The sequence below is a fragment of the Halomonas sp. AOP12-B1-6 genome, assembly GCF_052379225.1.
Taxonomy (GTDB): Bacteria; Pseudomonadota; Gammaproteobacteria; order Pseudomonadales; family Halomonadaceae; genus Vreelandella; species Vreelandella casei.
In genome coordinates this window covers 281,795-307,678 of the sequence record NZ_JBQSYK010000005.1, presented here as the reverse complement: position 1 = coordinate 307,678, position 25,884 = coordinate 281,795, and the positions used below count along the sequence as shown (strand labels likewise).

25 protein-coding genes are annotated in these 25,884 nt (G+C 52.6%); 8 read left to right on the top strand and 17 right to left on the bottom strand.

The window, feature by feature from the left end; all coding sequences use genetic code 11:
- The first annotated feature begins 20 nt into the window (after nt 1-20).
- Together rraA and ACT3TR_RS15725 are read left to right on the top strand one after the other, a co-directional pair.
- A complete protein-coding gene (gene rraA, locus ACT3TR_RS15730) occupies nt 21-518 on the top strand; it encodes a ribonuclease E activity regulator RraA (RefSeq protein WP_441684289.1) in 498 nt (165 codons plus the stop codon).
- 116 nt (nt 519-634) lie between these two features.
- Nucleotides 635-2,521: a glycerophosphodiester phosphodiesterase family protein gene (locus ACT3TR_RS15725; protein WP_225734426.1), complete on the top strand. Its 1,887-nt coding sequence runs from the start codon at nt 635-637 to the stop codon at nt 2,519-2,521.
- A gap of 4 nt (nt 2,522-2,525) precedes the next feature.
- Here ACT3TR_RS15725 and ggt read toward each other — a convergent pair whose 3' ends face one another.
- Together ggt and ppsA are read right to left on the bottom strand one after the other, a co-directional pair.
- A complete protein-coding gene (ggt, locus tag ACT3TR_RS15720; protein WP_444625717.1) occupies nt 2,526-4,316 on the bottom strand; it encodes a gamma-glutamyltransferase in 1,791 nt (596 codons plus the stop codon).
- A 205-nt stretch (nt 4,317-4,521) separates the two neighbouring features.
- The gene (gene ppsA / locus ACT3TR_RS15715; protein WP_096279764.1) at nt 4,522-6,897 is read right to left on the bottom strand and encodes a phosphoenolpyruvate synthase; all 2,376 of its coding nucleotides are present in this window, start codon (nt 6,895-6,897) and stop codon (nt 4,522-4,524) included.
- 294 nt (nt 6,898-7,191) lie between these two features.
- Between ppsA and ppsR the strand changes: the two genes are divergently transcribed.
- Nucleotides 7,192-8,025 carry a posphoenolpyruvate synthetase regulatory kinase/phosphorylase PpsR gene (ppsR, locus tag ACT3TR_RS15710; protein WP_096279762.1) on the top strand — a complete coding sequence of 278 codons (834 nt, stop codon included), beginning with the start codon at nt 7,192-7,194 and terminating at the stop codon, nt 8,023-8,025.
- 17 nt (nt 8,026-8,042) lie between these two features.
- Here the strand turns inward: ppsR and ACT3TR_RS15705 are convergent, their stop codons facing one another.
- From ACT3TR_RS15705 to ACT3TR_RS15690, 4 genes are all read right to left on the bottom strand, one after another.
- Nucleotides 8,043-8,621 (bottom strand): hypoxanthine-guanine phosphoribosyltransferase, encoded by a 579-nt coding sequence (locus tag ACT3TR_RS15705; RefSeq protein WP_096279759.1) that lies wholly within the window; start codon nt 8,619-8,621, stop codon nt 8,043-8,045.
- Nucleotides 8,622-8,672: 51 nt separating this feature from the next.
- The gene (gene nagZ / locus ACT3TR_RS15700; RefSeq protein ID WP_444625586.1) at nt 8,673-9,704 is read right to left on the bottom strand and encodes a beta-N-acetylhexosaminidase; all 1,032 of its coding nucleotides are present in this window, start codon (nt 9,702-9,704) and stop codon (nt 8,673-8,675) included.
- A gap of 101 nt (nt 9,705-9,805) precedes the next feature.
- A complete protein-coding gene (locus ACT3TR_RS15695) occupies nt 9,806-10,342 on the bottom strand; it encodes a L,D-transpeptidase (RefSeq protein WP_096279755.1) in 537 nt (178 codons plus the stop codon).
- Nucleotides 10,320-10,997, bottom strand: a complete 678-nt coding sequence (locus ACT3TR_RS15690) for a TetR/AcrR family transcriptional regulator (protein ID WP_096279753.1) — start codon at nt 10,995-10,997, stop codon at nt 10,320-10,322. Before ACT3TR_RS15690 ends, ACT3TR_RS15695 begins: the two co-directional genes overlap by 23 nt.
- 278 nt (nt 10,998-11,275) lie before the next feature.
- On the opposite strand from ACT3TR_RS15690, the gene lexA reads away from it, so the two are divergent.
- On the top strand, nt 11,276-11,953 hold the full coding sequence (gene lexA / locus ACT3TR_RS15685) for a transcriptional repressor LexA (protein WP_096279751.1): 678 nt from the start codon (nt 11,276-11,278) through the stop codon (nt 11,951-11,953).
- A gap of 102 nt (nt 11,954-12,055) precedes the next feature.
- Here the strand turns inward: lexA and purU are convergent, their stop codons facing one another.
- Nucleotides 12,056-12,910 (bottom strand): formyltetrahydrofolate deformylase, encoded by an 855-nt coding sequence (gene purU, locus ACT3TR_RS15680; RefSeq protein WP_444625587.1) that lies wholly within the window; start codon nt 12,908-12,910, stop codon nt 12,056-12,058.
- A gap of 269 nt (nt 12,911-13,179) precedes the next feature.
- Here purU and ACT3TR_RS15675 point away from each other — a divergent pair, with 269 nt between their 5' ends.
- Nucleotides 13,180-14,763, top strand: coding sequence for a ribonuclease J (locus tag ACT3TR_RS15675; protein WP_444625718.1), 1,584 nt, complete (start codon nt 13,180-13,182; stop codon nt 14,761-14,763).
- Nucleotides 14,764-14,803: 40 nt separating this feature from the next.
- Here the strand turns inward: ACT3TR_RS15675 and moaE are convergent, their stop codons facing one another.
- From moaE to ACT3TR_RS15625, 10 genes are all read right to left on the bottom strand, one after another.
- Nucleotides 14,804-15,265: a molybdopterin synthase catalytic subunit MoaE gene (moaE, locus tag ACT3TR_RS15670; RefSeq protein ID WP_096279745.1), complete on the bottom strand. Its 462-nt coding sequence runs from the start codon at nt 15,263-15,265 to the stop codon at nt 14,804-14,806.
- A gap of 2 nt (nt 15,266-15,267) precedes the next feature.
- Nucleotides 15,268-16,065 (bottom strand): cyclic pyranopterin monophosphate synthase MoaC, encoded by a 798-nt coding sequence (gene moaC, locus ACT3TR_RS15665; protein WP_444625588.1) that lies wholly within the window; start codon nt 16,063-16,065, stop codon nt 15,268-15,270.
- 5 nt (nt 16,066-16,070) lie between these two features.
- Entirely contained in the window at nt 16,071-16,694 is a 624-nt protein-coding gene (mobB, locus tag ACT3TR_RS15660) for a molybdopterin-guanine dinucleotide biosynthesis protein B (RefSeq protein WP_444625589.1), read from the bottom strand.
- A gap of 72 nt (nt 16,695-16,766) precedes the next feature.
- Nucleotides 16,767-17,999, bottom strand: a complete 1,233-nt coding sequence (locus ACT3TR_RS15655; protein WP_096279739.1) for a uracil-xanthine permease family protein — start codon at nt 17,997-17,999, stop codon at nt 16,767-16,769.
- An 86-nt stretch (nt 18,000-18,085) separates the two neighbouring features.
- Nucleotides 18,086-18,715: a uracil phosphoribosyltransferase gene (gene upp, locus ACT3TR_RS15650; RefSeq protein WP_235039476.1), complete on the bottom strand. Its 630-nt coding sequence runs from the start codon at nt 18,713-18,715 to the stop codon at nt 18,086-18,088.
- A gap of 94 nt (nt 18,716-18,809) precedes the next feature.
- On the bottom strand, nt 18,810-19,493 hold the full coding sequence (ung, locus tag ACT3TR_RS15645; protein ID WP_096279735.1) for a uracil-DNA glycosylase: 684 nt from the start codon (nt 19,491-19,493) through the stop codon (nt 18,810-18,812).
- A 2-nt stretch (nt 19,494-19,495) separates the two neighbouring features.
- Nucleotides 19,496-19,975, bottom strand: coding sequence for a xanthine phosphoribosyltransferase (gpt, locus tag ACT3TR_RS15640; RefSeq protein WP_096279733.1), 480 nt, complete (start codon nt 19,973-19,975; stop codon nt 19,496-19,498).
- 5 nt (nt 19,976-19,980) lie between these two features.
- On the bottom strand, nt 19,981-20,526 hold the full coding sequence (locus tag ACT3TR_RS15635) for an adenine phosphoribosyltransferase (RefSeq protein ID WP_096279731.1): 546 nt from the start codon (nt 20,524-20,526) through the stop codon (nt 19,981-19,983).
- A 69-nt stretch (nt 20,527-20,595) separates the two neighbouring features.
- A complete protein-coding gene (locus ACT3TR_RS15630) occupies nt 20,596-21,894 on the bottom strand; it encodes an NCS2 family permease (RefSeq protein ID WP_096279729.1) in 1,299 nt (432 codons plus the stop codon).
- Nucleotides 21,895-22,140: 246 nt separating this feature from the next.
- Complete coding sequence (locus ACT3TR_RS15625) at nt 22,141-22,767, bottom strand: riboflavin synthase subunit alpha (protein ID WP_444625590.1); 627 nt, start codon at nt 22,765-22,767, stop codon at nt 22,141-22,143.
- 499 nt (nt 22,768-23,266) lie between these two features.
- On the opposite strand from ACT3TR_RS15625, the gene ACT3TR_RS15620 reads away from it, so the two are divergent.
- The 3 genes from ACT3TR_RS15620 (at nt 23,267) to ACT3TR_RS15610 (ending at nt 25,881) form a co-directional block, all read left to right on the top strand.
- Entirely contained in the window at nt 23,267-24,340 is a 1,074-nt protein-coding gene (locus tag ACT3TR_RS15620) for a methionine ABC transporter ATP-binding protein (protein WP_096279725.1), read from the top strand.
- Nucleotides 24,321-24,974: a methionine ABC transporter permease gene (locus ACT3TR_RS15615; protein WP_096279723.1), complete on the top strand. Its 654-nt coding sequence runs from the start codon at nt 24,321-24,323 to the stop codon at nt 24,972-24,974. Before ACT3TR_RS15620 ends, ACT3TR_RS15615 begins: the two co-directional genes overlap by 20 nt.
- 115 nt (nt 24,975-25,089) lie before the next feature.
- Complete coding sequence (locus ACT3TR_RS15610) at nt 25,090-25,881, top strand: MetQ/NlpA family ABC transporter substrate-binding protein (protein ID WP_444625591.1); 792 nt, start codon at nt 25,090-25,092, stop codon at nt 25,879-25,881.
- Nucleotides 25,882-25,884 lie beyond the last annotated feature (3 nt).

Here is a 25,884-nt window from a genome sequence, read left to right as displayed (position 1 = left end):
TTCTTTTGCATAAGGAGCGCATGATGCCCCATTCCATTCAAATCGTGACACCGGACCTATGCGACGCACATCCTGACGTTGCGGTGCTTGACCCCATGTTTGCCAATTTTGGTGGTCTCGACGCTTTTTATGGCCCTATCCGCACCATCAAATGTTTTGAAGACAACTCACTGGTTAAGCAAGCTGTTACCGAACCCGGCAACGGTGCCGTATTAGTAGTAGACGCAGGTGGATCATATCGCTGCGCCATGCTGGGCGATATGCTAGCAGAACAAGCGGTAGCAAACGGCTGGGCGGGCGTGGTGATGTACGGCTGCGTACGCGATGTTGATATTCTTGCCAACCTTCCACTCGGCGTTCAAGCACTAGGCAGCCATCCGCGTAGAAGCAATAAACACGGTGAAGGCCAGCGCGATGAGCCAGTGGCGTTTGCTGGGGTCACGCTTAAACCCGGCCAGTGGCTGTATGCAGATAACAATGGCATCATCCTTGCTGAGCGCGAGCTGCCGCTATCTTAAGCGAATTTTGCCATAACGGACCAATGCTTGCTTAACCACGTTGCTCTTCTACGATCCTCTTGCCAGGCGTGGCAGTTGCTGCCACTCTGGTAATTCATTCTAAACATTTAATGACAATGCAGCCGTTGACCCACCTTGGCTCTGCCTTACTACGCACATTGCGCGATCATCTGCGTCCATTGATCGCCTATCATTTATTTTTCACTCTGCTCGCTTCGGCCCTGCTGCTGCCCGCTATTACCTGGGTGATACGTGGCTTGCTTGCCCAGCTAAATCGCACCGTAGTGACCAACGATGAACTGATCGCCCTGCTGTTTAGCCCGCTGGGGCTTATCGGCATGCTGGTTGGGCTTGGGTTCACGTTTCTAATTATTTACTGGCAGCAAGCCGGCATGCTACAAGTAGCGGTCAGGCCGCGAGACAACCATTATCGTCTCGCGCTTGAGGCACTCTGGCTAAGCACCCGCCGGCTGCCTGCCCTAGCGGGCCTGGTCTTTCTCCAGGTCGGTACGCATCTACTTCTGCTAGCGCCCTTTATGGCAGCCCTTGCTTGGCTCTATAGCGTGTGGCTAAGCGGCATAGATCCCTACTATTTACAGCGTGTGCGTCCACCCGCACTATGGTATTTCATTGCATGCGCCCTGCCGCTAATCGCCGTTTGGATATGGGCAGCATCGTGGCTCTATCTACGCTGGCTGCTGGCCCTTCCATTAGTGGCGCTGGAAAATTGTCCCCCTTGGCTGGCATTAAAGCGTAGTGTTAGCCTAACGCAAGGCTGGCGGCGCTCTATTGGTGCGGCTGTACTTCTACTGTTAGTGATTATTATTAGCCTACCTTTCCTGGCTACTTTGCTGTTCGACCGTCTTTTCACGCCAATGTTGTGGTGGCTTCCCGAGCACAGCGCAGTACTTATTCCCGCCATGTTGGCGTATTTAATTGGCTATGTACTACTCACGCTCACCATTACCTTTGTCGGCATTGCGACTAATGCGCTGCTTTCTGCATGCCTCTATATGCAGCTGGCTCATCATGAGCCTCGTCCCGCGCCCCCAGCGACAGATGCCAATGCAGGCAAGCTTGCCTGGGCAGTTGAGCTTAGCGTGTTTATTTTTGCGGGTCTGCAGGCCTGGTGGATACTCAATAGCTTTGAGATACGAGACAATGTTGCCGTCATTGCTCATCGCGGCAGCTCTATAGTGGCGCCTGAAAATACCCTGGCAGCCGTCGATCAGGCGCTAATCGATGGCGCTGACTATGTCGAAATTGACGTCCGCTTGAGCACAGATCAACAGGTTATGCTTTACCATGACCGAAGCTTGGCAAGATTAACCGGTGATAACCGTGAGTTTGATGATTTAACCCGAGAACAGCTTAGCCAATATGATATTGGCAGCTGGTTTGGCGATGCTTTTCAAAACGAGACCATACCGGGCTTAGATGAAGCACTCAGCCTTGTGCGCGGTAAGGCAGGCTTAATGATCGATATGAAGCCGTCACCTGGTCAGGAACAGGCATTAGCCGATGCCGTGATAGATACTTTAAATGCCGAGAGTGATCTGCGCTACCGCTGCTGGGCAACCCAACAAAGCGCCTTCGATGGATACACTGCGTGCGGTTTTCCCAATGCGCTTTTAGCTACGCGCGTTGCCACCATGTCGCCGTCCTTACTCACACATATTCATGAACGAGCGCCAGCCCTGCGCGTCACGCTGCTGGCACAGCTAATTCTTCCTGGAACGCTAGATAGGCGCGAATTTGATGCGCTCGGGTTAAGACACAACCGTATCACTGAAGGGGAAATTCGTTTAGCGAGGCTATATGGTTACGAGATACACGCCTGGACGGTTAACAGCAGTGCCCGAATGTCGACCTTAATCGACCTGGGTGTCGATGCCATTATCACCGACTACCCAGATCGTTTAACGGCGCTTATTCACGACCGCCGCGAGTTAAGCGACGGTGCACTAATGCTGGTGAAATTGCGTAACTGGCTACGCCAATAAACCGCTAATCACCCATAACGACGCCTTCACGGCGCGGGTCAGCACCACCAAACAGCGTGCCGTCCTTACGACGCATAATGGCCTGCAGCCCGCTAGTCAGCTCACGTTCGCTGACGGTGTGTCCGCGCTCGCGCAGCGCATCTATCGTGGCTTCAGAAAAACGTCCCTCCTCAACAAACACATCACCGCCCAAGGTAATCGCATGAGGTAGATTCAGTGCTTCTTGCGCATTGAGCCCCCAGTCGCGCAGCGCAACCAATGTACGGGCCGTGTAGTGAATAATCGCTGCGCCACCTGGCGAGCCTAAGCTTGCCACTAGCTCGCCGCTTTCTTGGTCAAACACTAGCGTTGGGCTCATGCTAGAGCGCGGCCGCTTGCCCGGCTCTACGCGATTGGCCACCGGCTCACCATCCACCTCAGGTTCAAATGAGAAATCGGTCAGCTCATTATTGAGGAAGAAACCACCGGCTAAGCCTGTACCACCGTCGGACAAAATTCGTGAGCCAAACGCTTGTTCAATGGTGGTGGTCATGGCTACGGCATTGCCGTCTTCGTCGATAATACTAATATGGCTAGTGCCATATTCAGGCTGGTCTGGCTGAGAAGCCCAGGTTATCGCCAGTTCACCAGGATTACCTGGCTCGGCGCTGTCGCCCATGCTCATCTCGCCAATCAGCGCGCTGCGCTGCTGAAGATAGCTTGGTGCCAGCATCAACGACCAATCGCCACCGGGTGCGTCTACAAAGTCGGGGTCTGCAATATAACGACCGCGGTCCGCAAATGCTAAACGCGAGGCTTCTAAGAACTGATGCAACCACCCACTGCTAGAAGCACCATTATTTAACGGCGCTTCAAGCAACGGCTGCTGGTCGAGCATGCCTAGAATCTGCATGACGGTTAGATGGCCAGACGACGGCGGTGGAAAACCACACACTTCCCACTGCTGCCACGGTGTGCACAGCGGCTCGCGGTCAACGGCTTCATAGCCGCTCATATCCTCCAGAGTCAGGGTGCCGGGACGCTCAGGATGGCTCTGAACCAGCGCTACGATATCCTCTGCCACCGCGCCTTCATTTAAAGCATCGCTGCCTTGGGCAGCTACGCGTCGGAAAATTTCTGCTAAGGCTGGGTTTTTAAGCGTTTCACCCACGGCGATGGGCTCGCCTTCCTCATCATAATAAAATTGGCTGGCTAGAGCGTCTTGACGCAGGTATTCATCGCTAGCAAGGGTAGTATGCAGACGATTGCTAACAGCAAACCCTTCCTCTGCTAGCGTAATGGCGGGCTTAAATAGTTCTTCCCAAGCCAGCTCACCATGTTCAGCATGTGCTTTTTCAAGCATTCGAAGCGTACCCGGCACACCCACTGAAAGCCCGCTGGCCACCGCGTCCATAAATGCTATGGGCTCGCCGTCTTCCATGAATAGCTCACCGGTTACGCCTTGTGGCGCCGTCTCGCGGCCATCGTAGGCGCGAATGTCTGCGCCATCGTAATACATCAAAAAAGCACCGCCGCCAATCCCGCTGGATTGAGGCTCAACCAAATTTAATACCATCTGCACTGCGATGGCGGCATCTATCGCGTTACCACCAGCTTTTAAAATCTGGTAGCCCGCGTCGGTCGCCAACGGGTTAGCTGCAGCGACTGCAAATGAGTCGGCGGACCAACCCGGCTTTTCTTCATAGCCCGACTCGACTTCAGGCGAGATTGAAGGTGCTTCATAGCTAAAGCCCCAGCCATATATCGGCACTACCAGCAAACTTGGCAGTGCAAATTTTATCTGTTTTGGGGACATCACAACGCCCTCCCGCGTTTTTTTGAAATGACCAAACTGGCGATAACAGTATCTATAAAAGCTACTTATAAAAATCACTGATGATAGCGATCTTTTGAAAGAGACTACCAGTCAACGGCAAAAACTACCCCTAGCAGGATAGCTTATGGAAACATTAACGCCCGACACACTGGCCGGACGCAACATAAAGACAAGCATTTGTAGATTAATCGATTTTTTGACCTGCCAGCATAAACCATGTTTCCAATACCGCATCTGGATTGAGCGATACAGAGTCAATACCTTGCTCCATCAGCCATTTCGCTAAATCAGGATGATCAGAAGGTCCTTGGCCGCAAATGCCCACGTACTTGCCCTTGGCTTTACACGCCTGAATCGCCATGGCGAGTAGTTTTTTAACCGCTTCATTTCGCTCATCAAAGAGATGAGCCACAATGCCCGAATCACGATCTAGCCCCAGTGTTAGCTGAGTGAGGTCATTGGAGCCAATCGAGAAGCCGTCAAAATACTCAAGAAACTCATCCGCGAGTAGCGCATTTGCCGGCAGCTCACACATCATGATGACTTTCAGATCGGAAGGCCCGCCGCGCTTCAAGCCATTAGCCGCCAGCAGTTCAACGACGTTACGCGCCTCATCTGTGGTACGTACAAAGGGCACCATAATTTCGACATTTTCAAAGCCCATCTCGTCACGCACCCGCTTCAGCGCACGGCACTCAAGCTCAAAGCAGGGGCGGAAGGCCTCTGAAATGTAACGTGAGGCGCCACGAAAGCCCAACATCGGATTTTCTTCGCCAGGCTCATACAGCTTTCCGCCGATCAGATTCTCATATTCATTGGATTTAAAGTCGGACAGCCTCACGATCACGCGCTGAGGGTAAAACGCAGCGGCGAGCGTTGAAATCCCTTCGACCAGCTTGTCGACGTAAAAACTGACAGGGTCCGCATAGCCTGCCGTACGCAGATCGATAACCTGCTGCAAATCCACAGGTAGCGTGTCGTACTCAAGTAGCGCCTTAGGATGGACACCGATCATACGGTTAATAATGAACTCCAAACGCGCTAAGCCAACACCCGCGTGAGGCAAACTTGCAAACCCAAAGGCACGATCCGGATTACCGACGTTCATCATAATTTTAAAGGGAATTTCCGGCATGGCATCGACGCTGGAAATTTTGCAGTCAAAATCCAGCAGCCCAGCATAGACATTACCGGTGTCACCTTCCGAGCACGACACGGTGACATCAATACCCTCTCGCAACTGAGTCGTGGCATCGCCACAGCCAACCACCGCAGGAATACCTAGCTCACGGGCAATAATGGCGGCGTGGCAGGTACGCCCGCCACGATTAGTGACGATAGCCGACGCACGCTTCATGATCGGCTCCCAGTCTGGATCCGTCATGTCCGTGACTAACACGTCACCATCGTTAATCTTGTCCATGTCATCTGGGCTTAAAATGACTTTAACGGCACCGCGTCCAATGCGCTGCCCAATCGCCCGTCCGGTGATCAGCGTGCGGCCTTTCTCTCGCAGTTGAAAGCGCTCAAGCTTGCCGCCCTCCTGCTGGGAAACCACCGTTTCAGGGCGGGCCTGAACGATATACAGCTCACCATCATCGCCATCCAGTGCCCATTCAATATCCATTGGGCGCTGGTAGTGCTGCTCTATCGTCATTGCCTGACGCGCTAAATCCATTACCTGCTGATCATTTAGACAAAAACGCCCACGATCTTTGTGCGGAACATCGATAGTTTCTACCGACTTGCCGGCACTGGTTTCTTTTCCGTAAACCATCTTAATCAGCTTTGAGCCCAAATTGCGGCGCAGGACTGCGGGGCGACCTGCTGCTAACGTCGCTTTATGCACATAGAACTCATCCGGGTTAACCGCACCCTGCACGACCGTTTCGCCCAAGCCCCATGAGGCCGTTACAAACACGGCATCGCGAAAGCCAGATTCAGTGTCAAGAGTAAACATGACGCCAGCTGCGCCGGTTTCAGAACGCACCATTTTCTGCACGCCGGCAGACAGCGCAACGTTCTCATGAGCGTAGCCGCGATGCACTCGATAGGAAATCGCGCGATCATTGAATAAAGAGGCAAAGACTTCATGCACCGCGCGCTTAACATTGTCGAAGCCTTCAATATTCAGGAAAGTTTCCTGCTGACCGGCGAAGGAGGCATCCGGTAAATCTTCGGCTGTCGCCGAGCTGCGCACGGCTACTTTTAGCTGAGAATGTTGCGCCTGCAGCTGAACGTAAGCATCACGCAGCGCTGCTTCAAACGCTGGGGGCAGCGGCGTATCAATGATCCACTGACGGATATTGCTACCCGCTTCGGACAGGGCCTTAATATCGTCTACGTCTAAGCGAGCAAGCGTTGCATTAATGCGTTCATTCAGCCCTTCGTGAGAGAGAAATTCACGATATGCGTGGGCAGTAGTGGCAAAGCCGCCGGGCACGGTGACGCCAGCACCTGACAAATTAGAAATCATTTCACCTAGCGAGGCATTTTTACCACCCACGCGCTCGACGTCCGTCATACCCAGCTGATCGAACCACAGAATGTACTCTTCCACGTAACCCCCTCGCTCTTAGACGTCGACATGACCACTGATACAGTCACGAAAACCACGGACCATGAATTATTGACTGAGACACCGTAGCACCGCGCTCACGCATTCGCCATTGGTCTAATAGCGAAGGCAGTGGAGGATTTTTACAACAGCAAGCCGTTTTAGGCCAATTCTGTAGTCAGCGCTATTTTTGGCAGACTTTTTTGGCAGGGCCATTTTAGACAGGAGCATTGCGCACGTTGTGCTGTTAAACCGGTCAGCCCACAATAGGTGAATCACTCACAGGCGGATTTTATTATGAAGCGCACGGCTTTTTTTATTTCTGATGGCACCGGCATTACGGCGGAAAGTTTAGGGCGCAGCCTGCTAGCCCAGTTCAGCGATGTTGACATCAACATGCTGACAAAGCCCTATATCGATACGCTAGAAAAAGCACAGGCGCTGGCAGAGATTATTGAAGCAACGGCCAGTCGTGACGGTCAGCGACCTATCATCATTGACACCATTGTTGATCAACAAATTCGCAACGTTATTCGTCAGGCGTCGGGCTTTAAAGTGGATATTTTTTCAACGTTTTTAGAGCCTTTAGAACAAGAGCTGGACACCCACTCATCGTATAGCGTTGGCCGAACGCACTCGATTGGTAGTGACGATGTGTATATGGATCGCATTCACTCGGTGCACTTCGCGCTGGACAACGACGATGGCGCACGAACCCATCAATACGACAAGGCAGACATCATTCTGGTGGGGGTTTCACGCTGTGGTAAAACGCCGACCTCGCTCTACTTAGCGCTGCAGTTTGGCATTCGGGCCGCGAACTACCCGCTGACCGAGGATGATCTGGATGAAGACGGCATGCTAAAACTTCCCAAGGCGCTCGCGCCCCATCGACAAAAACTGTTTGGGCTGACCATTGATCCACGTCGTTTGGCCGCCATTCGCAATGAAAGACGCCCTAACAGTCGCTATAGTTCAATCGATCAATGTTTGCAGGAGGTAGATCAGGCGGAGTCGCTATATCGCACGATGCATATCCCTTTTATTGATGCGACACGCTTCTCAGTTGAAGAGATTTCGACACGCATGATTGCCGAAACTGGGTTAGCGAGGCGCTTTTCACCCCGCTAATATTGAATGGCGAATCGTCACATGCCTTTGGGTGCAAAAATACCCGGAGCGTTGCGCCAGTAGCCTTTATAGTCCATTCCAAAACCAAACACATAGCGGTCGGCCACTTCCAAGCTGCAGTAGTCGGCCTTTAAGCCGGGCACCGCTTTGCGATTGTGCTGTTTATCGACCAGTACAGCCGTCGTAACGCTGGCGGCCTTCGCTTCTTGGCAGTAGGCCAAGATACCGGCTAACGTTGCGCCTTCATCTAAAATGTCATCGACAATAACGACATGGCGTCCGGCCATAGGGACTTCCGGCGAGACGCGCCAAAAAAGCTCGCCGCCGCGCAGCTCATTGCGATAACGGGTGGCATGCAGGTAATCCACTTCTAGGGGGAACCCCAACCGGGTTAGCAGGTGGCCGGTGGTAATCAAACCACCATTCATTACGCAGTAAAAAACAGGTAGCTTATCGCCTAAATCTCGGGTGATCGCTTCCGCCATACGATCAAGCGCCCGCTCTACCTCTTGCTGAGAGATTAAGCAGTCGGCGTTATCCATTAACTCACGCATTGAGTCCAGTGACTCCAACGCTTCTTTATCCAACTTCGACATCTAACAACTCCGCGGCGGTTTAAAAATCGTCATATAGGTTAGCAAGTGCGCTTAAAGAGTACTGGCATTCGACTGGTTGGCCAGCGCTTCTAATTTAGCGTGGGTGCGACGCCAGCGCCCTAACGCGCTGAGTGCATCTAAATCTGGTCGTGCGCGGCTGTAACGAAGCTTGGCGGCACGCTTAGCGTCGATATCTTGGCAGGCGTTCATTACCTCAAGTGCCGCGACGCGGTCATTGCATACCAGCAGCATGTCGCAGCCTGCGGCTAAGGCTGCCCGGGCGCGATCCTTGGGTTCACCGGCTTCGTGGGCACCCGCCATGCTTAAATCATCAGAAAAGACGCAGCCCTTAAAGCCCATCGACTCACGCAGCATGCCTAACCAGCTAGGCGAAAAACCAGCGGGTCGGGAATCAAACGCGCTGTAAATAACGTGGGCGGGCATAATCCCTTCTAGCTGACCTGCCAGGTGATAAAAGGGCACTAAGTCATGCTGTTTAATCACATCAAGCGGCCGATCATCCACCGGCAGCGCGACGTGAGAGTCAGCAGCGACACTGCCATGACCTGGGAAGTGCTTACCGACAGCGGCCATCCCCGCCTCATGAAGACCTTGCACAAAAGCACCGCCAAGCACGGCCACTTGCTGCGGATCATGGCTGAAACTGCGATCGCCAATCACGCTTGATATACCGCTTTCAACATCAAGCACCGGGGCAAAGCTTAAGTCCAAGCCACAGGCGGCCATTTCCATACCCAGCAGCCAACCAGCATCTTTTGCCAACGCGAGGCCGTCTTCTGCGTTAGCGCTATAGCACTCGCCAATGCGCGCCATGGCAGGAAGGCGTGTCAAACCCTCTTTAATGCGCTGAACGCGCCCGCCCTCCTGATCAACCGCGATCAATAAATCCCCCCGCACGCGGCGAATATCACTACAGAGCTTGCGCACCTGGTAGGCGCTTTCGACGTTACGGGCAAATAAAATGACGCCCCCTACCGTGGGTTCAAGCAGCAAGTGCTTTTCATCGCGAGTTAATGCTTGGCCTTCAAGGTCAAGCATGACCGGGCCTAGAGGTTGAGTCATCGTGAGAAGTCCAATAAGAGGGGCAATGATTTTAGACGATCGTTTATCAGTGTCAAAGATGGGGGCATTTGAAGCCCGCCCCCAATACAGCTCAGCGTCGTTTAGTCAAAGCACTGCCTTTCTCCGTGCAACCAAACGGGGGTGCCGGGCAACGACAATGCAAAGATATGTAGCAAATCGCTGTTGCGTAGCCGAATGCATCCGTGCGAAGCGGCGACGCCCATCGGCTGATCGGTAGGCGTACCGTGCAGATAGATATAGCGCCGCTGCGAATCAACCTGACCGCCACGATTCACGCCTCTTTCTAACCCACAAAGCCACAGAATCCGCGTCAAAATCCAATCACGCTGCGGGTAGGCTTCGCCTAACGCTGGCGAGAATACTTCCTCAGTCCAGCGGCGGCCACGAAATACCGCATTCTCGGGCAAGCCACTGCCAATCGCGGCGCGCACATAGTGCCAGCCATGCGGCGTCTTACCGCTGCCATTATGCTCACCAACACCGGCAACGCCAGAAGAAATAGCGCACTCATGCAGCACTTTAGGCCCCCGCCAACAGCGCAGCAGCTGCTCGGTAGTATCTATCTCAAGCCAGATGTTCTCGGTTGGGGGTAGCTCAGCTAACCTTGGCGTTCGCATGGTGTCCTTCTTCTAAAGTTGGGGGTAGTGGCGCATTCATCGCAGCCACGACTACCGGGCGCAAGCGCCGGATTAAGTCCCGCACCGATACCTGCTCGTGGTAATCCTTTTCCGCAATATCACGCAGGGCATCAAGGCCTGACAGGGTGAAGATAACAGTGCCTAGCATGAAGTGTAGCCGCCAAAAGCGCTCTGCATCGGGCAGTTCAGGGGTTGCTTGGCGCACTAGCTCAGTGAAGCGCGTAAACACATCCCCATATTCTTGCTGTATATGTCGCCTTAAATGCCCTTGAGCCTGACTGTAGGCTAAGCCTAGCAGGCGCATAAAGACCTTCAAGCTATTACGCTCAGCGGGCACCGCAAGAACCGTCGTTGCCATAGTTTCAAGCAGCGTTTCCAGCGGTATCACCTGCCCATCATGCTGAGCCTCAAGCTCATCAAGCGCAGTGTGAAAACGCAGCGTAAAAGGATCCAGATAGCGGGAAAAAACAGCCTGAATTAAGGCTTTTTTGGAGCCAAAATGATAATTCACAGCAGCAAGATTGACGCGCGCCTTGCTAGTGATGTTGCGCAGCGAGGTTTCAGCAAAACCACGCTCTGCAAACAGCACTTCAGCGGTATCAAGTATACGGGTCACCGTATCAGATTGAGCCATGATGCTCTCCAGAGAAACAGGTGTTTAAAACATCGCAAAATACTATGCCATAACCTGGGTAGTCTCAACGCTTGATTTGTCACCACAATGCCTCGGCACTTATAAGGAAAAGCTGCATAAGAAAAAGCTTAGTTTCAAATCATTGAAGCTCCCAGAGCGGTAAATATTGGTATTGACAAGGCCATATACTGGACAGAGACACATACTGTATACTTAAACACTTACTGTTTAAGTTACCTTCATTTTATGACTGTCTATTCACAATTCTGGAGCTTGGTATGTCGCGTCCACTAACCGCTCGCCAACAGCACGTATTTGATTTTATTGTTAAAACCATGGGCGAATTTGGCTACCCTCCGACGCGCGCTGAGATCGCTAAAGCACTCGGCTTTCGCTCACCTAACGCCGCTGAGGAGCATCTACGCGCACTTGAACGCAAGGGTGTGATCCGCATCATTCGCAACACGTCACGCGGTATACGCTTGCCTAACCAAGAGCCTCAAGACGTATTGGACACATCTGTCAGTACGCTGTCTGCCACGATCGAGCCTGCTCAGGCGGGCCTGCCGGTCATTGGTGAAGTTGCCGCCGGCAGTCCTATTTTGGCTGCCGAGCATATCGACCGCTACTGCCCGCTGCCTGCTGAGTACTTCACCCCCAAAGCGGATTACTTGCTGCGCGTACGTGGCTTATCCATGAAAGATATCGGTATTTTAGAGGGTGACCTGCTGGCCGTGCACCGTACTGAGCGTGTCCGCGACGGTCAGATAGTCGTTGCCCGCTTAGATGATGAAGTCACGGTTAAACGCTTTAAGCGCCAAGGCCATCAGGTCACGCTGTTCGCAGAGAACGCCGACTTTGCGCCGATTGAAATCGATCTACGTTCCCAGTCGCTCGATATAGAAGGCGTTGGCGTTGGCGTGATTCGCGGCGGCAATGGCCAGGCGTTAGGTTAAGCCAGGCATAACGTCATTTATCAATGCCTTCATCAAACCTAATAGAGGTGGTCGCAAAAGCGGCCACCTCATAGCGATAAAGTAGCCTTATTGATAAGCCGCTTAGCTAAATACCACCGTTTTATTGCCATGGATCAGCACGCGGTCTTCTAAGTGCCAGTGTAAACCGCGTGCCAGTACCGCTTTCTCAACATCACGCCCAAAGCGCACTAAATCAGTAGGCGTATGGCAGTGGCTGACACGGTGGATATCCTGCTCAATAATGGGGCCTGCATCAAGCTCCTCGGTGACATAATGGCAGGTAGCGCCAATCAGCTTAACGCCCCGCTGGTAGGCCTGGTGATAAGGTTTTGCTCCCGCAAATGAGGGCAAAAAGCTGTGGTGAATATTGATCACTTTGCCTGAATAACGCGCGCACAGTTCGGGCGGTAGGATTTGCATATAGCGTGCGAGTACGATGCAGTCCGCCTGCGCGCTATCGATTTCAGCCTGTACCTTCGCAAATGATGCCTCTTTATCGTCAGGGTCTACCGACACGTGGTGGTAAGGAATTCCGTACCACTGCGTCAGCGAACGCAAGTCGTCATGATTGGAAATAACGCCGACAATATCGCAATCCAACTCCCCCGACTGCCAGCGATAAAGAAGGTCTACTAAGCAGTGCGATTCTCGCGACACCATCAGCACTACGCGCCGACGCTTTTGAGTATCAACCAATGCCCATTGCATGCTGAATTCTCGGGCTACCGGTTCAAAGGCGGCACGCAGCGCTTCTACCGAGATGCCTACTGAGTCTGCCAAGATTTCATAACGCATAAAAAAGCGGCCGGTCTCTAGGTCCGAATGCTGGCTGGCTTCAGTAATCGACCCGCCTTGCTGAGCAATAAAGCTCGACACGCGTGCAACAATACCCACCCGATCAGGGCAAGAAACAACTAAACGATAATAATGCGACATGTGGGCTACTCTTGACCTATTTCAAACATCACTAATGAAAAACTAACCGGATAAACCGGCTTAACAAACCATCACCTTGGCATGTTAACGACGCTGCATAGTGTATCGGAAGGACAACGATGATTGTTAGCCGCCCCTGCCTTCCCGTATAGTTAAGTCACTACTTTTTAGGCTTTTCATAACTGATGCATTCTTCACGCGTTCAAATTCGTCCCCGTCGTCGTCCACCGCTGCGCATATTGCCGCTGGGGGGATGTGGTGAGATCGGAATGAATCTAACGCTATACGGCTATGACAATCACTGGATTGCCGTTGATTGCGGCATGATGATTCGCCAGGATCTTCCTAACTCACCGCTTCAAGTACCCAACGTAGATACGCCGAAGGCGCTGGGGATCGTACCCAAAGCACTGTTTATCACCCATGGTCATGAAGACCACATTGGCGCAGTCGCTTGGCTCTGGCCCATGTGGAACTGCCCTATTTATGCCACGCCGCTGGCAGCAGGGCTACTCAGATTAAAATTCGCCGAACATCAGCTTAGCAGTGCGGCGATACACGTCATTGAGCCTGGCGAAGCTCTAGAAAGCGGCCCATTCACTCTACGTTATTTGCTTTTAACGCATTCCATTCCCGAAAGCTGTGCCCTGATGATGCTGGCCGGTGGCTACCGCGTTTTACATACCGGCGACTGGAAACTTGATCCCGAGCCGCTGATTGGCACGCCCATCAGTGCCGCTCAATTTAAAGCACTTGCCCCCATCGATTTAGTCGTCGGCGACTCAACCAACGCCCCTATGCCCGGTCACTCAGGCAGCGAGGGGGACGTCGCTCGGGCGTTAGCAAAAACGCTCAGCCGCTGCGAAGGCCGCGTCGTGGTCTCGTGCTTTGCAAGCAACTTGGCCCGCGTGCTTGCTATAGGCCGCGCCGCACACCAGTGTGGCCGGCGTATCAGCTTAATGGGCCGCTCGATGGAGCGCATGGTCAGCGTAGCGCGCGGGCTGGGATACATGGATGACTTACCGCCCCTGGTGCCCAATCACGACTTGGGCTACCTGCCGCCCGATGAAGTCGTCATTATTGCGACAGGCAGCCAAGGTGAGTCCCGGGCAGCGCTGCAGAGGCTGGCTCAGGGCCGCCACCCTTCTGTCGACTTACAGCCCGGCGATAACGTTATTTTTTCGGCCAAGGTCATACCCGGTAACGAGCGCCCTATTGATCAGCTTAAAAAGCGCTTAACCCAGCTGGGTGTACGTATTTACGACGAGGTGAATCACCCTGAGCTGCATGCGACCGGCCACCCTGCTCAAGAAGAGTTAATTAAGCTCTACCAGTGGCTGAAGCCTAAACACTTGATGCCTGTTCACGGCGAAGCAAGACACCAGCAGGCGCATCAGACAATCGCTGAGCAGTTGGGTATTAGCGCACCGCTAACGCCGGTCAACGGTGATTTATTACGCTTTGACAACTACGGCCTTCACTGTGAAGCACACCATGTGCAGCCACCCTGCATTGTTAATCAGAACAGCGTTGTTCCACACCCCGGATTAGATGCGGCCATTTCCACGGCTCGACGCGGTAGCCTATATTTAGCACTGCCCGTGACCATTAGCGATCACGGCTGGGCGCGTATTGGCCGCTTAATGCTAGATGCAACGAATGCCTGCCCGCTGGATGAAGACAGCTTTATTGACTGGCTTGATGGGCAGCTTGATGAGATTGCCGCCGACACGCTCGCAGATCTGCGACAGGCGCTGCAGCCACGCTTGATTCATTGGCTGGCAGATCATATGCAGCACATGCCTGACGTGCACCTGCAAATTACCGCGGCTGAAATGCAAGAGACGTCCTAGCAGACCAGCGTTCTTAATCGTTAGATTTTTTTCTGGGTAGCTAGATGTTTTTCCAACGCGCCACATCCTGTTGATCAGAGTGACGCTCTGCGACCCAATACTCGCCCTGTGCGGAATGCTCTTTCTTCCAGAAAGGAGCCTGAGTTTTTAGATAGTCCATAATAAAATCACACGCTTCGAATGCTTCACGGCGATGAGCGCTGGCTACAAGCACCCGCACAATTGCATCGCCTGGCTGCATATGTCCTACGCGATGAATAATACGCACAGCGTTTAGCGCCCAGCGCTGCCCGGCCTGCTCACCGATCGCCTCGAGCGTTCGCTCAGTCATGCCAGGATAGTGCTCAAGTGTTAAACCGGTGACATCGGGCGTTTCATTGAAATCACGCACCAGGCCCGTGAAGCTCACCACCGCACCAATATCGGTGCGCTCTGATAATACCTCATCATATGCGTAGGCCATCGAGAAAGGCGCTGCTTGAATGGCAACCTTAATATCCACGCTTAGCCCCCCGTGACCGGCGGAAAAAATGCCACTTCATCGTTATCGGTCACCAACGCATCATCATTCGCCATCACTTGATTGATCGCGCATAGCGTACGCTGATCGGCCAATAGGTTGTATCGCGAATCGCGTGCAGCCAGTGTCGCTTTTAATCCGTGAATATCACGGCTGGAAAGTGTATCCAGCCCCACGAAGGTCTCGCTCTCGCCGACGCGCTCGCGTAGCTCGGCTAAAAACTTAACGCACACGCACGGCGAAGGACAGCGCTCACTCACGCTGACTTCACCTGCAGAGCCCTCGCCGGTGACAATGGGTGCCTGCTCGCTTAAACGCTGGTAATTACCGCGTTGCCCGCCCTGCTTGCTATCGAGCTGAATGGCATCGATACGCATATTTTTATCGACCGCTTTGCACATATCGTAAAGGGTCAAACAGGCGACGGAGACAGCCGTCAGCGCCTCCATTTCAACTCCTGTACGGCCATTTAAGCGACACAACGATGTGACGTGAACACAAGATTGTGCCACATCAATTTCAAACTCAACCGATACCTTAGAGAGCGCTAAAGCATGGCAGAGAGGTATTAGCTCATGGGTTCTCTTCGCTGCCTGAATACCAGCGATACGCGCAGTTGCCAGAACATCACCCTTGGGCAATTGTCCGTCACTGAGTAGCGTTAATGTTTCGGGCTGCATCACAATACGCCCTGAGGCAACGGCTTCGCGGCGGGTTTCTTGCTTATCGCCAACGTCTACCATATTGGCTTCACCACGGGTGTTGAGGTGGGTTAGATGCATAGTAATCACCTTTGCTTTTGTGAAGGCCGCGTCGTTGAGGATTGGGGCATTGAAGGTTGGGTCATTGAAGAATCGGATGCTGAAGGCAGCGCCTTATTTTTTGCATCTATCCAGGTCACGATCCAGCGCGCGATAGCATCAATATCATCAAGATCTAGCCGGGGCACACCGTCAGTCACATCAATTGAAGGCGGCTGGTTCGCTACTATCGCCGCCACCCATGTCCCCGTCAAAATTGACGCATCGCCAATGCCATCCCGGTACAGTACCAGCTTAGGTATTGGCCAGGTTTTAAAACCTTCGACAATCACAAGGTCGGGGTGATGCGGCACCAGCATGGCGATCAACTTAGCCAAGTCAGGCTCAGCCTGCCCGGGCGTTTCCTGCATCAGTGCAAACCGCTGATGTGAAGCCACCAGCACCGGAGCCGCACCGGCGCAGCGTAGCTTATGACTGTCCTTGCCGGGCTGATCTACATCAAACGAGTGATGGGCATGCTTAATCACAGCCACTTGTAGGCCATGCTCATTCAACTGCGGCAATAGCTTTTCTAATAGCGTCGTTTTACCGGTGCCACTCCAAGCAGCTATGCCCAAAATGGGAAAGGGTGCCGCTAGTTCATTTTTCATGCTGCCGACGCTCCTGGTTACCACTGGCGCGCTGTCATCCAAGCGATGCACGCGGTGTTCAAAACGCTAATGTTATTCGCCCTCTTGCTCTTGGGGTAATAGCCAGTTCAGCACAATACCCACTAGCGCAGCTAAGCTGACGCCCTGCAGCGTAAACTGGCCATCCCCAAACTGCATACCACCAATTCCAAACACCAGTATCAATGAGACCACTACTAGATTGCGGGGTGCCGTTAGCGATTGCCCAGCACGTACAAGTGTATTCATTCCTACCACTGCGATAGAACCAAACAACAGCGTCATAATGCCGCCCATCACAGGGCCCGGAATGGTTTGCAAAAATGCGCCTAGCTTAGCAACAAAGGCTAATATAATGGCGACGATCGCGGCGACTATCATGTACTTGGGGTTAAATGCTCGCGTGAGAGTCACTGCCCCCGTTACTTCTGAATAGGTTGTATTGGGCGGCCCACCAAATAAAGCAGCTACCGTCGTTGCTAATCCATCGCCGAGTAAAGTGCGATGCAGTCCCGGCTTTTCAAGATAGTTTTTGCGCGTCACCGATCCAATAGCCACCATATCACCAATGTGTTCAACCGCCGGGGCAATAGCAACGGGGATCATGAACAGGATAGCGGCCCAATGAAAACTTGGTGCTGTAAAGCTGGGCATCGATAGCCATGCGGCCTCATGAATCGGCGTAAAGTCGACCACACCCATTAGTAGCGCTAGCACATAGCCCGTAAAAATCCCGCCAATAATCGGCAATAGTCTTAGCAGCCCACGCCCAAAAACGGCGAGCAGCAGCGTCACCAGCAAGCTGGTCATTGATAAGAAAATGGCGGCACCATAGCCAATGTTATCGCTAGTTTCACCTGTGGCCATACTCACAGCGACGGGCGCCAGCGCAAGACCAATTACCATAATGACTGGCCCGACCACGACCGCAGGCAGTAGCCGGTGCAGCCAAGCGGTACCTTTTAAGCGCACGGCTTGTGAAATAACCACATACACCAAGCCAGACGCCATTAGCCCACCCATCGTAGCTGGAATGCCAAAGCTGGCTACCGAGCCTTGAATAGGTGCAATAAAGGCAAACGATGAGGCTAAAAACACCGGTACGCTTTGGCTAGTGACTGAATGGAACACCAGCGTGCCCACACCAGCTGTAAACAGAGCGACACTTGGATCAAGCCCGGTTAAAAGAGGCACTAATACCAAGGCACCAAACGCGACAAAGAGCATTTGCGTACCGGTTAATAGCACTTTTGCCCACGACTCAGTTTGGCCGGCAACGTCACGCATCGGTGATATCCTAGAGATGATTAAATTGTAATGTGCAAAAAAATGCCCCTAACGCAGAACGTAAGGGGCAGTCTGAAAAAGGACGCTTAGCGCGTTCCGAAAATCTTATCGCCAGCGTCGCCTAGCCCTGGAACGATATAGCCATTTTCATCCAATCGGTCATCAACGGAAGCGGTATAAATTTCGACATCAGGGTAGGCTTCCTGCACCCGCTTAATGCCTTCCGGTGCGGCGACTAGCACAATCACTTTCATGTGTTCACAGCCGCGCTCGCGCAACATATCTAACGTGGCGACCATAGAACCGCCTGTTGCCAGCATAGGATCAATGACAATCGCCATGCGCTCTTCAATATCGTTGGCAAACTTGGCGAAATAAGGAACCGGCTGCAGCGATTCTTCATCGCGGTAAAGACCTACGACGCTGACCCGCGCACTGGGGATAAGGTCCGTTACGCCTTCCAACATGCCAAGTCCGGCACGTAAAATGGGCACAACGGTGACTTTTTTACCCTTTAACCGACGCGTGGCGATCGGCTCGCCGTTCCAGCCCTGAATCTCATGGTCTTCAAGTTCCAGACCTTTGGTTGCTTCATAGGTCAACAGTTTGGCGACTTCACCTGCTAGTTCACGAAAGCTCTTAGTGCTCAGATCAACTTCACGCATCAGCCCCAATTTATGTTGAACAAGCGGATGGTTAATAGCGTAAACACTCATGGGACTTCCTCACTGCAGGGGATTCAGAATGGCAACCTGAGATCTTTCATTAGGCGCAAAATTGCGCACATTCTAACCGCAACCCGTTTCTAGGTTAAGGGGTTTCCGGTAATTGCCACTCAATAGGCGCTCGCCCCTGCGCTTGCAGGAACTGATTTGCTTGTGAAAAATGCCGTGTACCGAAGAAACCTCGGTACGCTGAAAGCGGTGAAGGGTGAGGTGCTTCGAGTATTAAATGCCGGCTTTGATCAATTAACGCGATCTTCTGGCGTGCATGCCCCCCCCAAAGGAGAAATACACAGGGAGGCGAATGCTGGCTAACCGTCTCGATAGCGCGATCGGTAAACGGCTCCCATCCTTTGCCTCGATGGGATGCCGCATTACCCTGCTCAACGGTGAGCGAAGTATTCAATAACAGCACGCCCTGTCTCGCCCACGCTTCCAGATGACCGTGGCGCACCGGCGTAAAGCCGACATCAGTGGCCAACTCTTTATAGATATTAACCAGCGACGGCGGCACGGGAATACCGGCCTGCACAGAGAAACACAGGCCGTGCGCCTGATGGGGGCCGTGGTAAGGATCTTGGCCTAGAATGACCACTTTCACTTCGCTTAACGGGGTCAGTTCGAAAGCACGAAACCACTGCGTAGAGTGCGGGTAGATAACTTTTTTGGCCGACTTTTGCTGTGCTAAAAATGCCTTTAGCGCCAGCATGTAATCTGCCTCAAACTCATTACCCAGCCACTGACTCCAATCGTTGGGAAGTGGATTGGCCATACTTACCTCTTCAGTTGATCAACAAGCGGCTCAACGTAAGCGACGCCCATGTCCCAGGGAAACTGGATCCAACACTGCTGAGCCACTTCTGTCAGATATTGATCGACTAAGGGGCGGCCGTCCGGCTTGGCATAAATAGTGACAAAGTGCGCCTTGGGTAGCATTTTACGCACTGCCCGCGCCGTTTTACCGGTGTCGACTAAGTCATCAACCAGTAGCCATCCGTCGCCGTCGTGCTCGACGCCCTTCATAATATCCAGACCGCCCTGATCCATATGGTCATAGCTTTTAATGCACACGGTATCGATCAGCCGGATATCCAATTCCCGCGCAATTAATGCAGCAGGAATTAAACCGCCACGCGTAATCGCCACGATGCCTTTAAAATCACGCTCGATCATCTGGTGACAAAGCGCACGCACATCGCGGTGCAGCTGATCCCAGGAAACAGTGAAGTGTTGGTGATAACGGTCGCTGCTCATGGGGATTACTCGTCTTCGTTGAAAGAACAAACTGCGAATACGCTGTAACCGGCATCGCGAATTTTCTGTGAACCACCCAGCTCAGGCAGATCAATAATAGTGGCTGTCTCAACGACGTTGCCACCGCTGCGTTGAATGAGATTTGCCGCTGCCATCATCGTGCCACCGGTCGCTATCAGGTCATCCATCAACAGAATGCGGTCATCCTTTTGGAAAGCATCGGAATGTAGCTCGACCTCCGAGTGGCCGTACTCAAGCGTGTACGTTTCACTGATGGTTTTGAACGGCAGCTTGCCCTTCTTACGCACCGGGACAAAGCTGCAACCCAATTCATATGCCAGCGGTGCGCCAATGATAAACCCACGAGCATCGATGGCCGCGATGGCATCCAGGTTCATTTCTTGATAACGATGAACAAAGCTATCAATCAGCTTGCGAAAAGCCGCGCTATTTTGTAACAAAGGAGTGATATCACGAAAATTTACGCCCTGCTCAGGCCAGTCAGGAACCGTGCGAATGACGGACTTAATGTAGTCGCCGTAGATACTCATCGCGCCTCTCATCGATTAGTAGAAAAAGTAGTAAAAAAACAGTAGAAAAGAGTCAAAATCAGGGGGTCATCACCCCATGAATAGATATCTCGCGGCAAACAGCAGCGACAAAATAATGACAGCTGGATTCAGATCGCTGAAACGGCCCGACAATGTTTTGATGGCAACATAGCTAATAAAGCCCAGCGCAATCCCCTCAGCAATGGAGAACGTCAGTGGCATCGCCAGGGCTGCAATCAAAACCGGCGCGGCATCGGTAGGGTCATCCCAGTTGGCATGCGCCAAGCTACCCGCCATCAATACCGCAACGTATAGCAGCGCACCGGCGGTGGCGTAGGCAGGAATAGAGCCGGCTAGCGGTGCAAAAAACAGGCTGATAAGGAACATCACGCCAACCACTACTGCGGTCAAACCGGTACGGCCGCCCGAGGCAATACCCGCGGTTGATTCAATATAGCTCGTCGTGGTTGAAGTACCCAACGCAGCACCCGCCATAGACGCGGTACTGTCGGCCATCATGGCGCGACCAATGCGGGGCAGCTTGCCGTCTTTATCTAGCAGCTTACCCCGATGAGCAACGCCCACTAAGGTGCCCGAAGTATCAAATAGGTCCACAAACAAGAAAGCGAAAATCACGCTGAGCATCGCTACATCTAACGCACCCATCAAATCCATCGCCATAAAGGTAGGTGCAATGGAAGGCGGCATCGACATTAATCCACCGTACTGGTTATGCCCAAGCAGCATCGCCAGTACGGTGATGCCCAAAATACCGATCATTACTGCGCCGGTTACCCGCAGGTAAGAGAGAGCGGTAATAACAAAGAAGCCCAGCAAGGCATAAATAGCCGGCGGCTGAGAGAGATCTCCCAGCGAAACGAAGGTGGCAGGATTAGCAACGACAATCCCTGCGTTTTTAAGCGCAATCATCGCCAGGAACAGCCCGATACCGGCCGCAATCCCCAGCCGCAACGACATCGGAATGGCATTAATAATCCATTCGCGAATTCTGAAAATACTGAGTAAAAAGAACGTCAGACCAGAAAAGAACACCGCTCCCAACGCTGCTTCCCAGGTGTAGCCCATCCCTAGCACTACGCCATAGGTAAAGAAAGCGTTCAATCCCATACCAGGCGCCTGGGCGATGGGGTAATTAGCCCACAGCCCCATCACGAAACAACCAATAGCCGCCGCTAAGCAGGTGGCCACAAACACTGCGCCGTAATCCATCCCCGCTTCAGAAAGGATGCTTGGGTTGACAAAAATAATGTAAGCCATCGTCAGGAACGTGGTGATCCCTGCGATAACTTCTGTCTTTACATTGGTTTTGTGCTCGGAGAGCTTGAAGTAGTTATCCAGACGTTTCATGAATATTGTTGTCCTTAGCGCTAACGCCGCATCAGCATGCGTTCCGGTGCCCAGAAAAGCCGCACATACTACCGAAACGCTCCACATGATGCGAGCGCCCCAGCATAGCGGCCCCTAATCGCGAGAAAGTCTCGCGGCTTAATGCCAAGCAATCTTCAGGCCATGGGCTAACCAATTGGTCAATTCCATAACGCACCAATATAATAATCACCGCTGCTATAGGCCTTACTATGGAAGGCCTACCTGTTAAACCCGCGGCTGCGTAGCCAGAATACGCTCTACAGTTTCAACGATGACCTGCGTTTGTGGATCGATTTCAATATTGACCTGATCCCCAGGCGCCCGGTCTTGAAGAGTAGTGCGTGCCAGCGTTTCAGGAATTAAATTAACGCTAAACTCAGCGCCGGCCTCTGTTTGGCGCACGTCGCCTATCGTCAAGCTAATGCCATCGACACCGATATAGCCCTTCTCAAATACGAAGCGGCCAAGCCGTTCGGGAAGGGCAAACCACAGGCGACGATTATTGGGTGCCTCTTCAATCGCCACCACGTCTGCCATAGAAATAATATGACCCGACATCGAGTGCCCGCCAATTTCATCACCAAAGCGCGCCGCCCGCTCTATATTGACGCACTGCCCTGGCGTAATGGCACCAAGATTGGTCAAACGCAGCGTTTCGCGCATTAAATCAAAGCTTACGTTATCACCCTCGATCGACGTTACCGTCAAACACACTCCGTTATGGGCAACCGATGCGCCGATCTCAAGGCCCGCTCGCATTGAGAGAGGCATTTCAACTATGTGCACGCGAAACTCATCCAGTTCACGCACTGCCACTACCTTCGCAACCCCTTGCACAATGCCAGTAAACATAAAGCTCTTATCTCCTAAATTTCAGCGCTAGCGGAATTCTGGGCACAAGCTTACTACTGGTGCCTCGCTCTTGCGCACTCTTCTCCAATATATTGCCTGCTAACCCGATAATGCTGAATGGCTAAGCAACCTCTCACCCAGTCAAGCCAAACATATGACCAAGCATATTGATTAGTGAAAAATACGAAAAAAGTGACCAATGTCAGGAAATATCGCTATTTTTCCAGCTTAAAACATACAATCAGACGGATGTGATTGACAGGGCATGTCGGCATATTTAAACTTTGGTCGCAAATTTAATGACGCCGATTTGTACCCATATTGCGGGCGTCCACCTACTTATTGGCCAAGCCATTGTTAGGTGAAGTGCAGCTAATAGGGTGTGTCCAGCGCTGATGGTCACCCAGGCGGGTGGCTTTTTTTATTTTCAGCCCTCCCCTTGGCCACTTGAAATTTGCACCCCCGCACCCGTCTTCGGCCTACCGTTAAGGCAGACGCTATGATTGAACTTAGCAACGTCAGTAAAACCTACTTCAGCAACACCTCTGTCGGCAAAAGAAAGGGCAACGACAAAAACGCTGTCCATGCACTCAAAAATGCCAGCCTCAGCGTTCCGAAAGGCGCAATTCATGGCGTCATTGGGCTTTCCGGCGCAGGCAAGTCCACGCTAATTCGCTGCGTCAATCTACTTGAGCGGCCCACGAGTGGCAGCGTTACGGTAGATGGTCAAGAAATGACGCGCCTAAGCAACGCAGAGCTTAATCGTGCACGCCACCGAATTGGGATGATCTTTCAGCACTTCAATTTGCTCACCACACGTACAGTATTCGACAACGTCGCGCTTCCCCTTGAACTAATGGGCCAAAAACGTCACGCCGTGCTTGAGCGCGTTATTCCGCTACTGGAAATGGTTGGCCTGGCGGACAAAGCCGATCAATACCCTGCTCAGCTTTCTGGCGGACAAAAACAGCGCGTTGCCATTGCGCGTGCCCTGGCTAGCAAGCCGCAGGTTCTACTTTGCGATGAAGCGACCTCGGCACTCGACCCGCAAACTACCAGCTCAATTCTGGAGCTGCTGCGTGACATTAATCGTCAGCTTGGCATTACCATCTTATTGATTACTCATGAAATGGAGGTGGTGAAATCGATTTGCCATCGAGTGAGCCTGATTTCTGACGGCAAACTGGTTGAAGACGCTGAAGTGGGCGACTTTTTCACCGCGCCGCGCACTCAGCTGGGCCGAGAATTCCTCAATGATTTCCTGCAGCTAACGCCGCCTAAAGAGCTGATTGAACGACTCATGGACGCGCCCGGCCATAATACTCACCCTGTAGTCCGTCTCACCTTCTCGGGCGACGCGGTCTCAACGCCGCTCATTTCGCGCCTTGCCCGTGAATGCGGTGTCGACGTCAGCATTTTGCAGGCTAAAGTAGAATCTATTCAGGAACGCACCCTGGGCTTAATGATTGCAGAGCTATTAGGTACGGCGGCGCAAACTCAGCAGGCCATGGCGTATCTTGAATCTCATCAATTGCAGGTAGAGGTACTTGGCTATGTCCAGCGCAATGATTGATCTTATTTTACAGGCCACGCTGGACACTCTTTACATGGTGGCCATATCGGGGCTGATTTCAACGCTGGTTGGCCTACCGCTAGGCGTATTGCTTTACGTCACGCGCCCCCGCCAAATATTAGCAAAGCCTGTGCTTAACCAAGCGCTTAGCGTCATTACTAACATTGGCCGTTCAATCCCTTTTATCATTTTGATGGTGGCCATCATTCCTTTTACGCGCATGCTTGTTGGTACGTCGATTGGCATCAATGCGGCTTCGGTGCCGCTAACGATTGCCGCCATTCCGTTTATTGCACGCTTGGTTGAAGCGGCGCTCAATGAGCTTTCACCGGGACTCATTGAAGCCGCACAAGCAATGGGCGCCACCCCCTGGCAGATCATTTGCAAAGTACTCATTCCAGAGGCTCGCGGCGGCATCATGACGGGCTTAACGATTACCGTCGTAACGCTGGTGAGCTACTCGGCCATGGCAGGTGCAGTCGGTGGCGGTGGCCTAGGCGATTTAGGCATACGCTATGGCTATAACCGCTTCAACCCGACCATTATGCTCATTACGGTCGTGATTCTGGTCATCATGGTGCAAGGCTTCCAGAGCCTAGGCGACTACCTGGTTCGTAAAAGTGATCGCAAGTAGCTATTTATTTGGCCCATTATAATTACTCGGCCCCATATAACCAAAACGAATTAGACACAGAGTTTTTATTCCCGCATCATTGCGGCATTATCTACAACGTGATTGGAGAAACGCCATGCAAAAGCTCATTATCGGTAGCCTGACAGTCCTAGTCCTTGCGGTGAATGTCGCCAACGCAGAGACTCGCAGCATCAAAATGGGTACCGTTGCGGGCCCTGAAACAGAAGTAATGGAAGTAGCGGCACGCATCGCTAAAGAAGAATACGACCTTGATGTCGAAATCATTGAATTTACTGACTTCGTCACACCTAACGTTGCGCTCGCGGATGGCAGCTTAGATGCTAATGCCTACCAGCACGAACCCTACCTAGACACCATGATTAACGACCGTGGTTACGAGCTCGCGGTGGCAGGCTACACTTTCGTTTATCCGATTGGCGCTTACTCGGAGAAATACGACAGCATTGATGACTTGCCTGACGGCGCACAAATTGCTCTACCCAATGATCCGACCAACGAAGGTCGTGCGCTGATCTTGATGCACAATGAAGGCCTGATCACCCTTAACGACCCGGAATTCCTTGAAGCAACGCCTATTGATATTGCTGAAAACCCGCGCAACTTCCGCTTCCGTGAAATTGAAGCAGCTCAGCTACCGCGCGTACTGCCCGATGTCGACATGGCGTTCATCAACAATACCTTTGCACAGCCAGCGGGCTTAAGCCTTGATGACGCCCTGATTAAAGAAGGCCCTGAGTCGCCTTACGTCAACCTGATCGCCGTGCGTGCGGGTGATGAAGAGCGCGAAGAGATTCGCCAACTGGTCGATGCCTATCAGCGTGATGAAGTCATTGAAAAAGCGGAAGAGTTATTCAAAGGCGCGGCCGTTCCCGGCTGGACTAAGTAACGC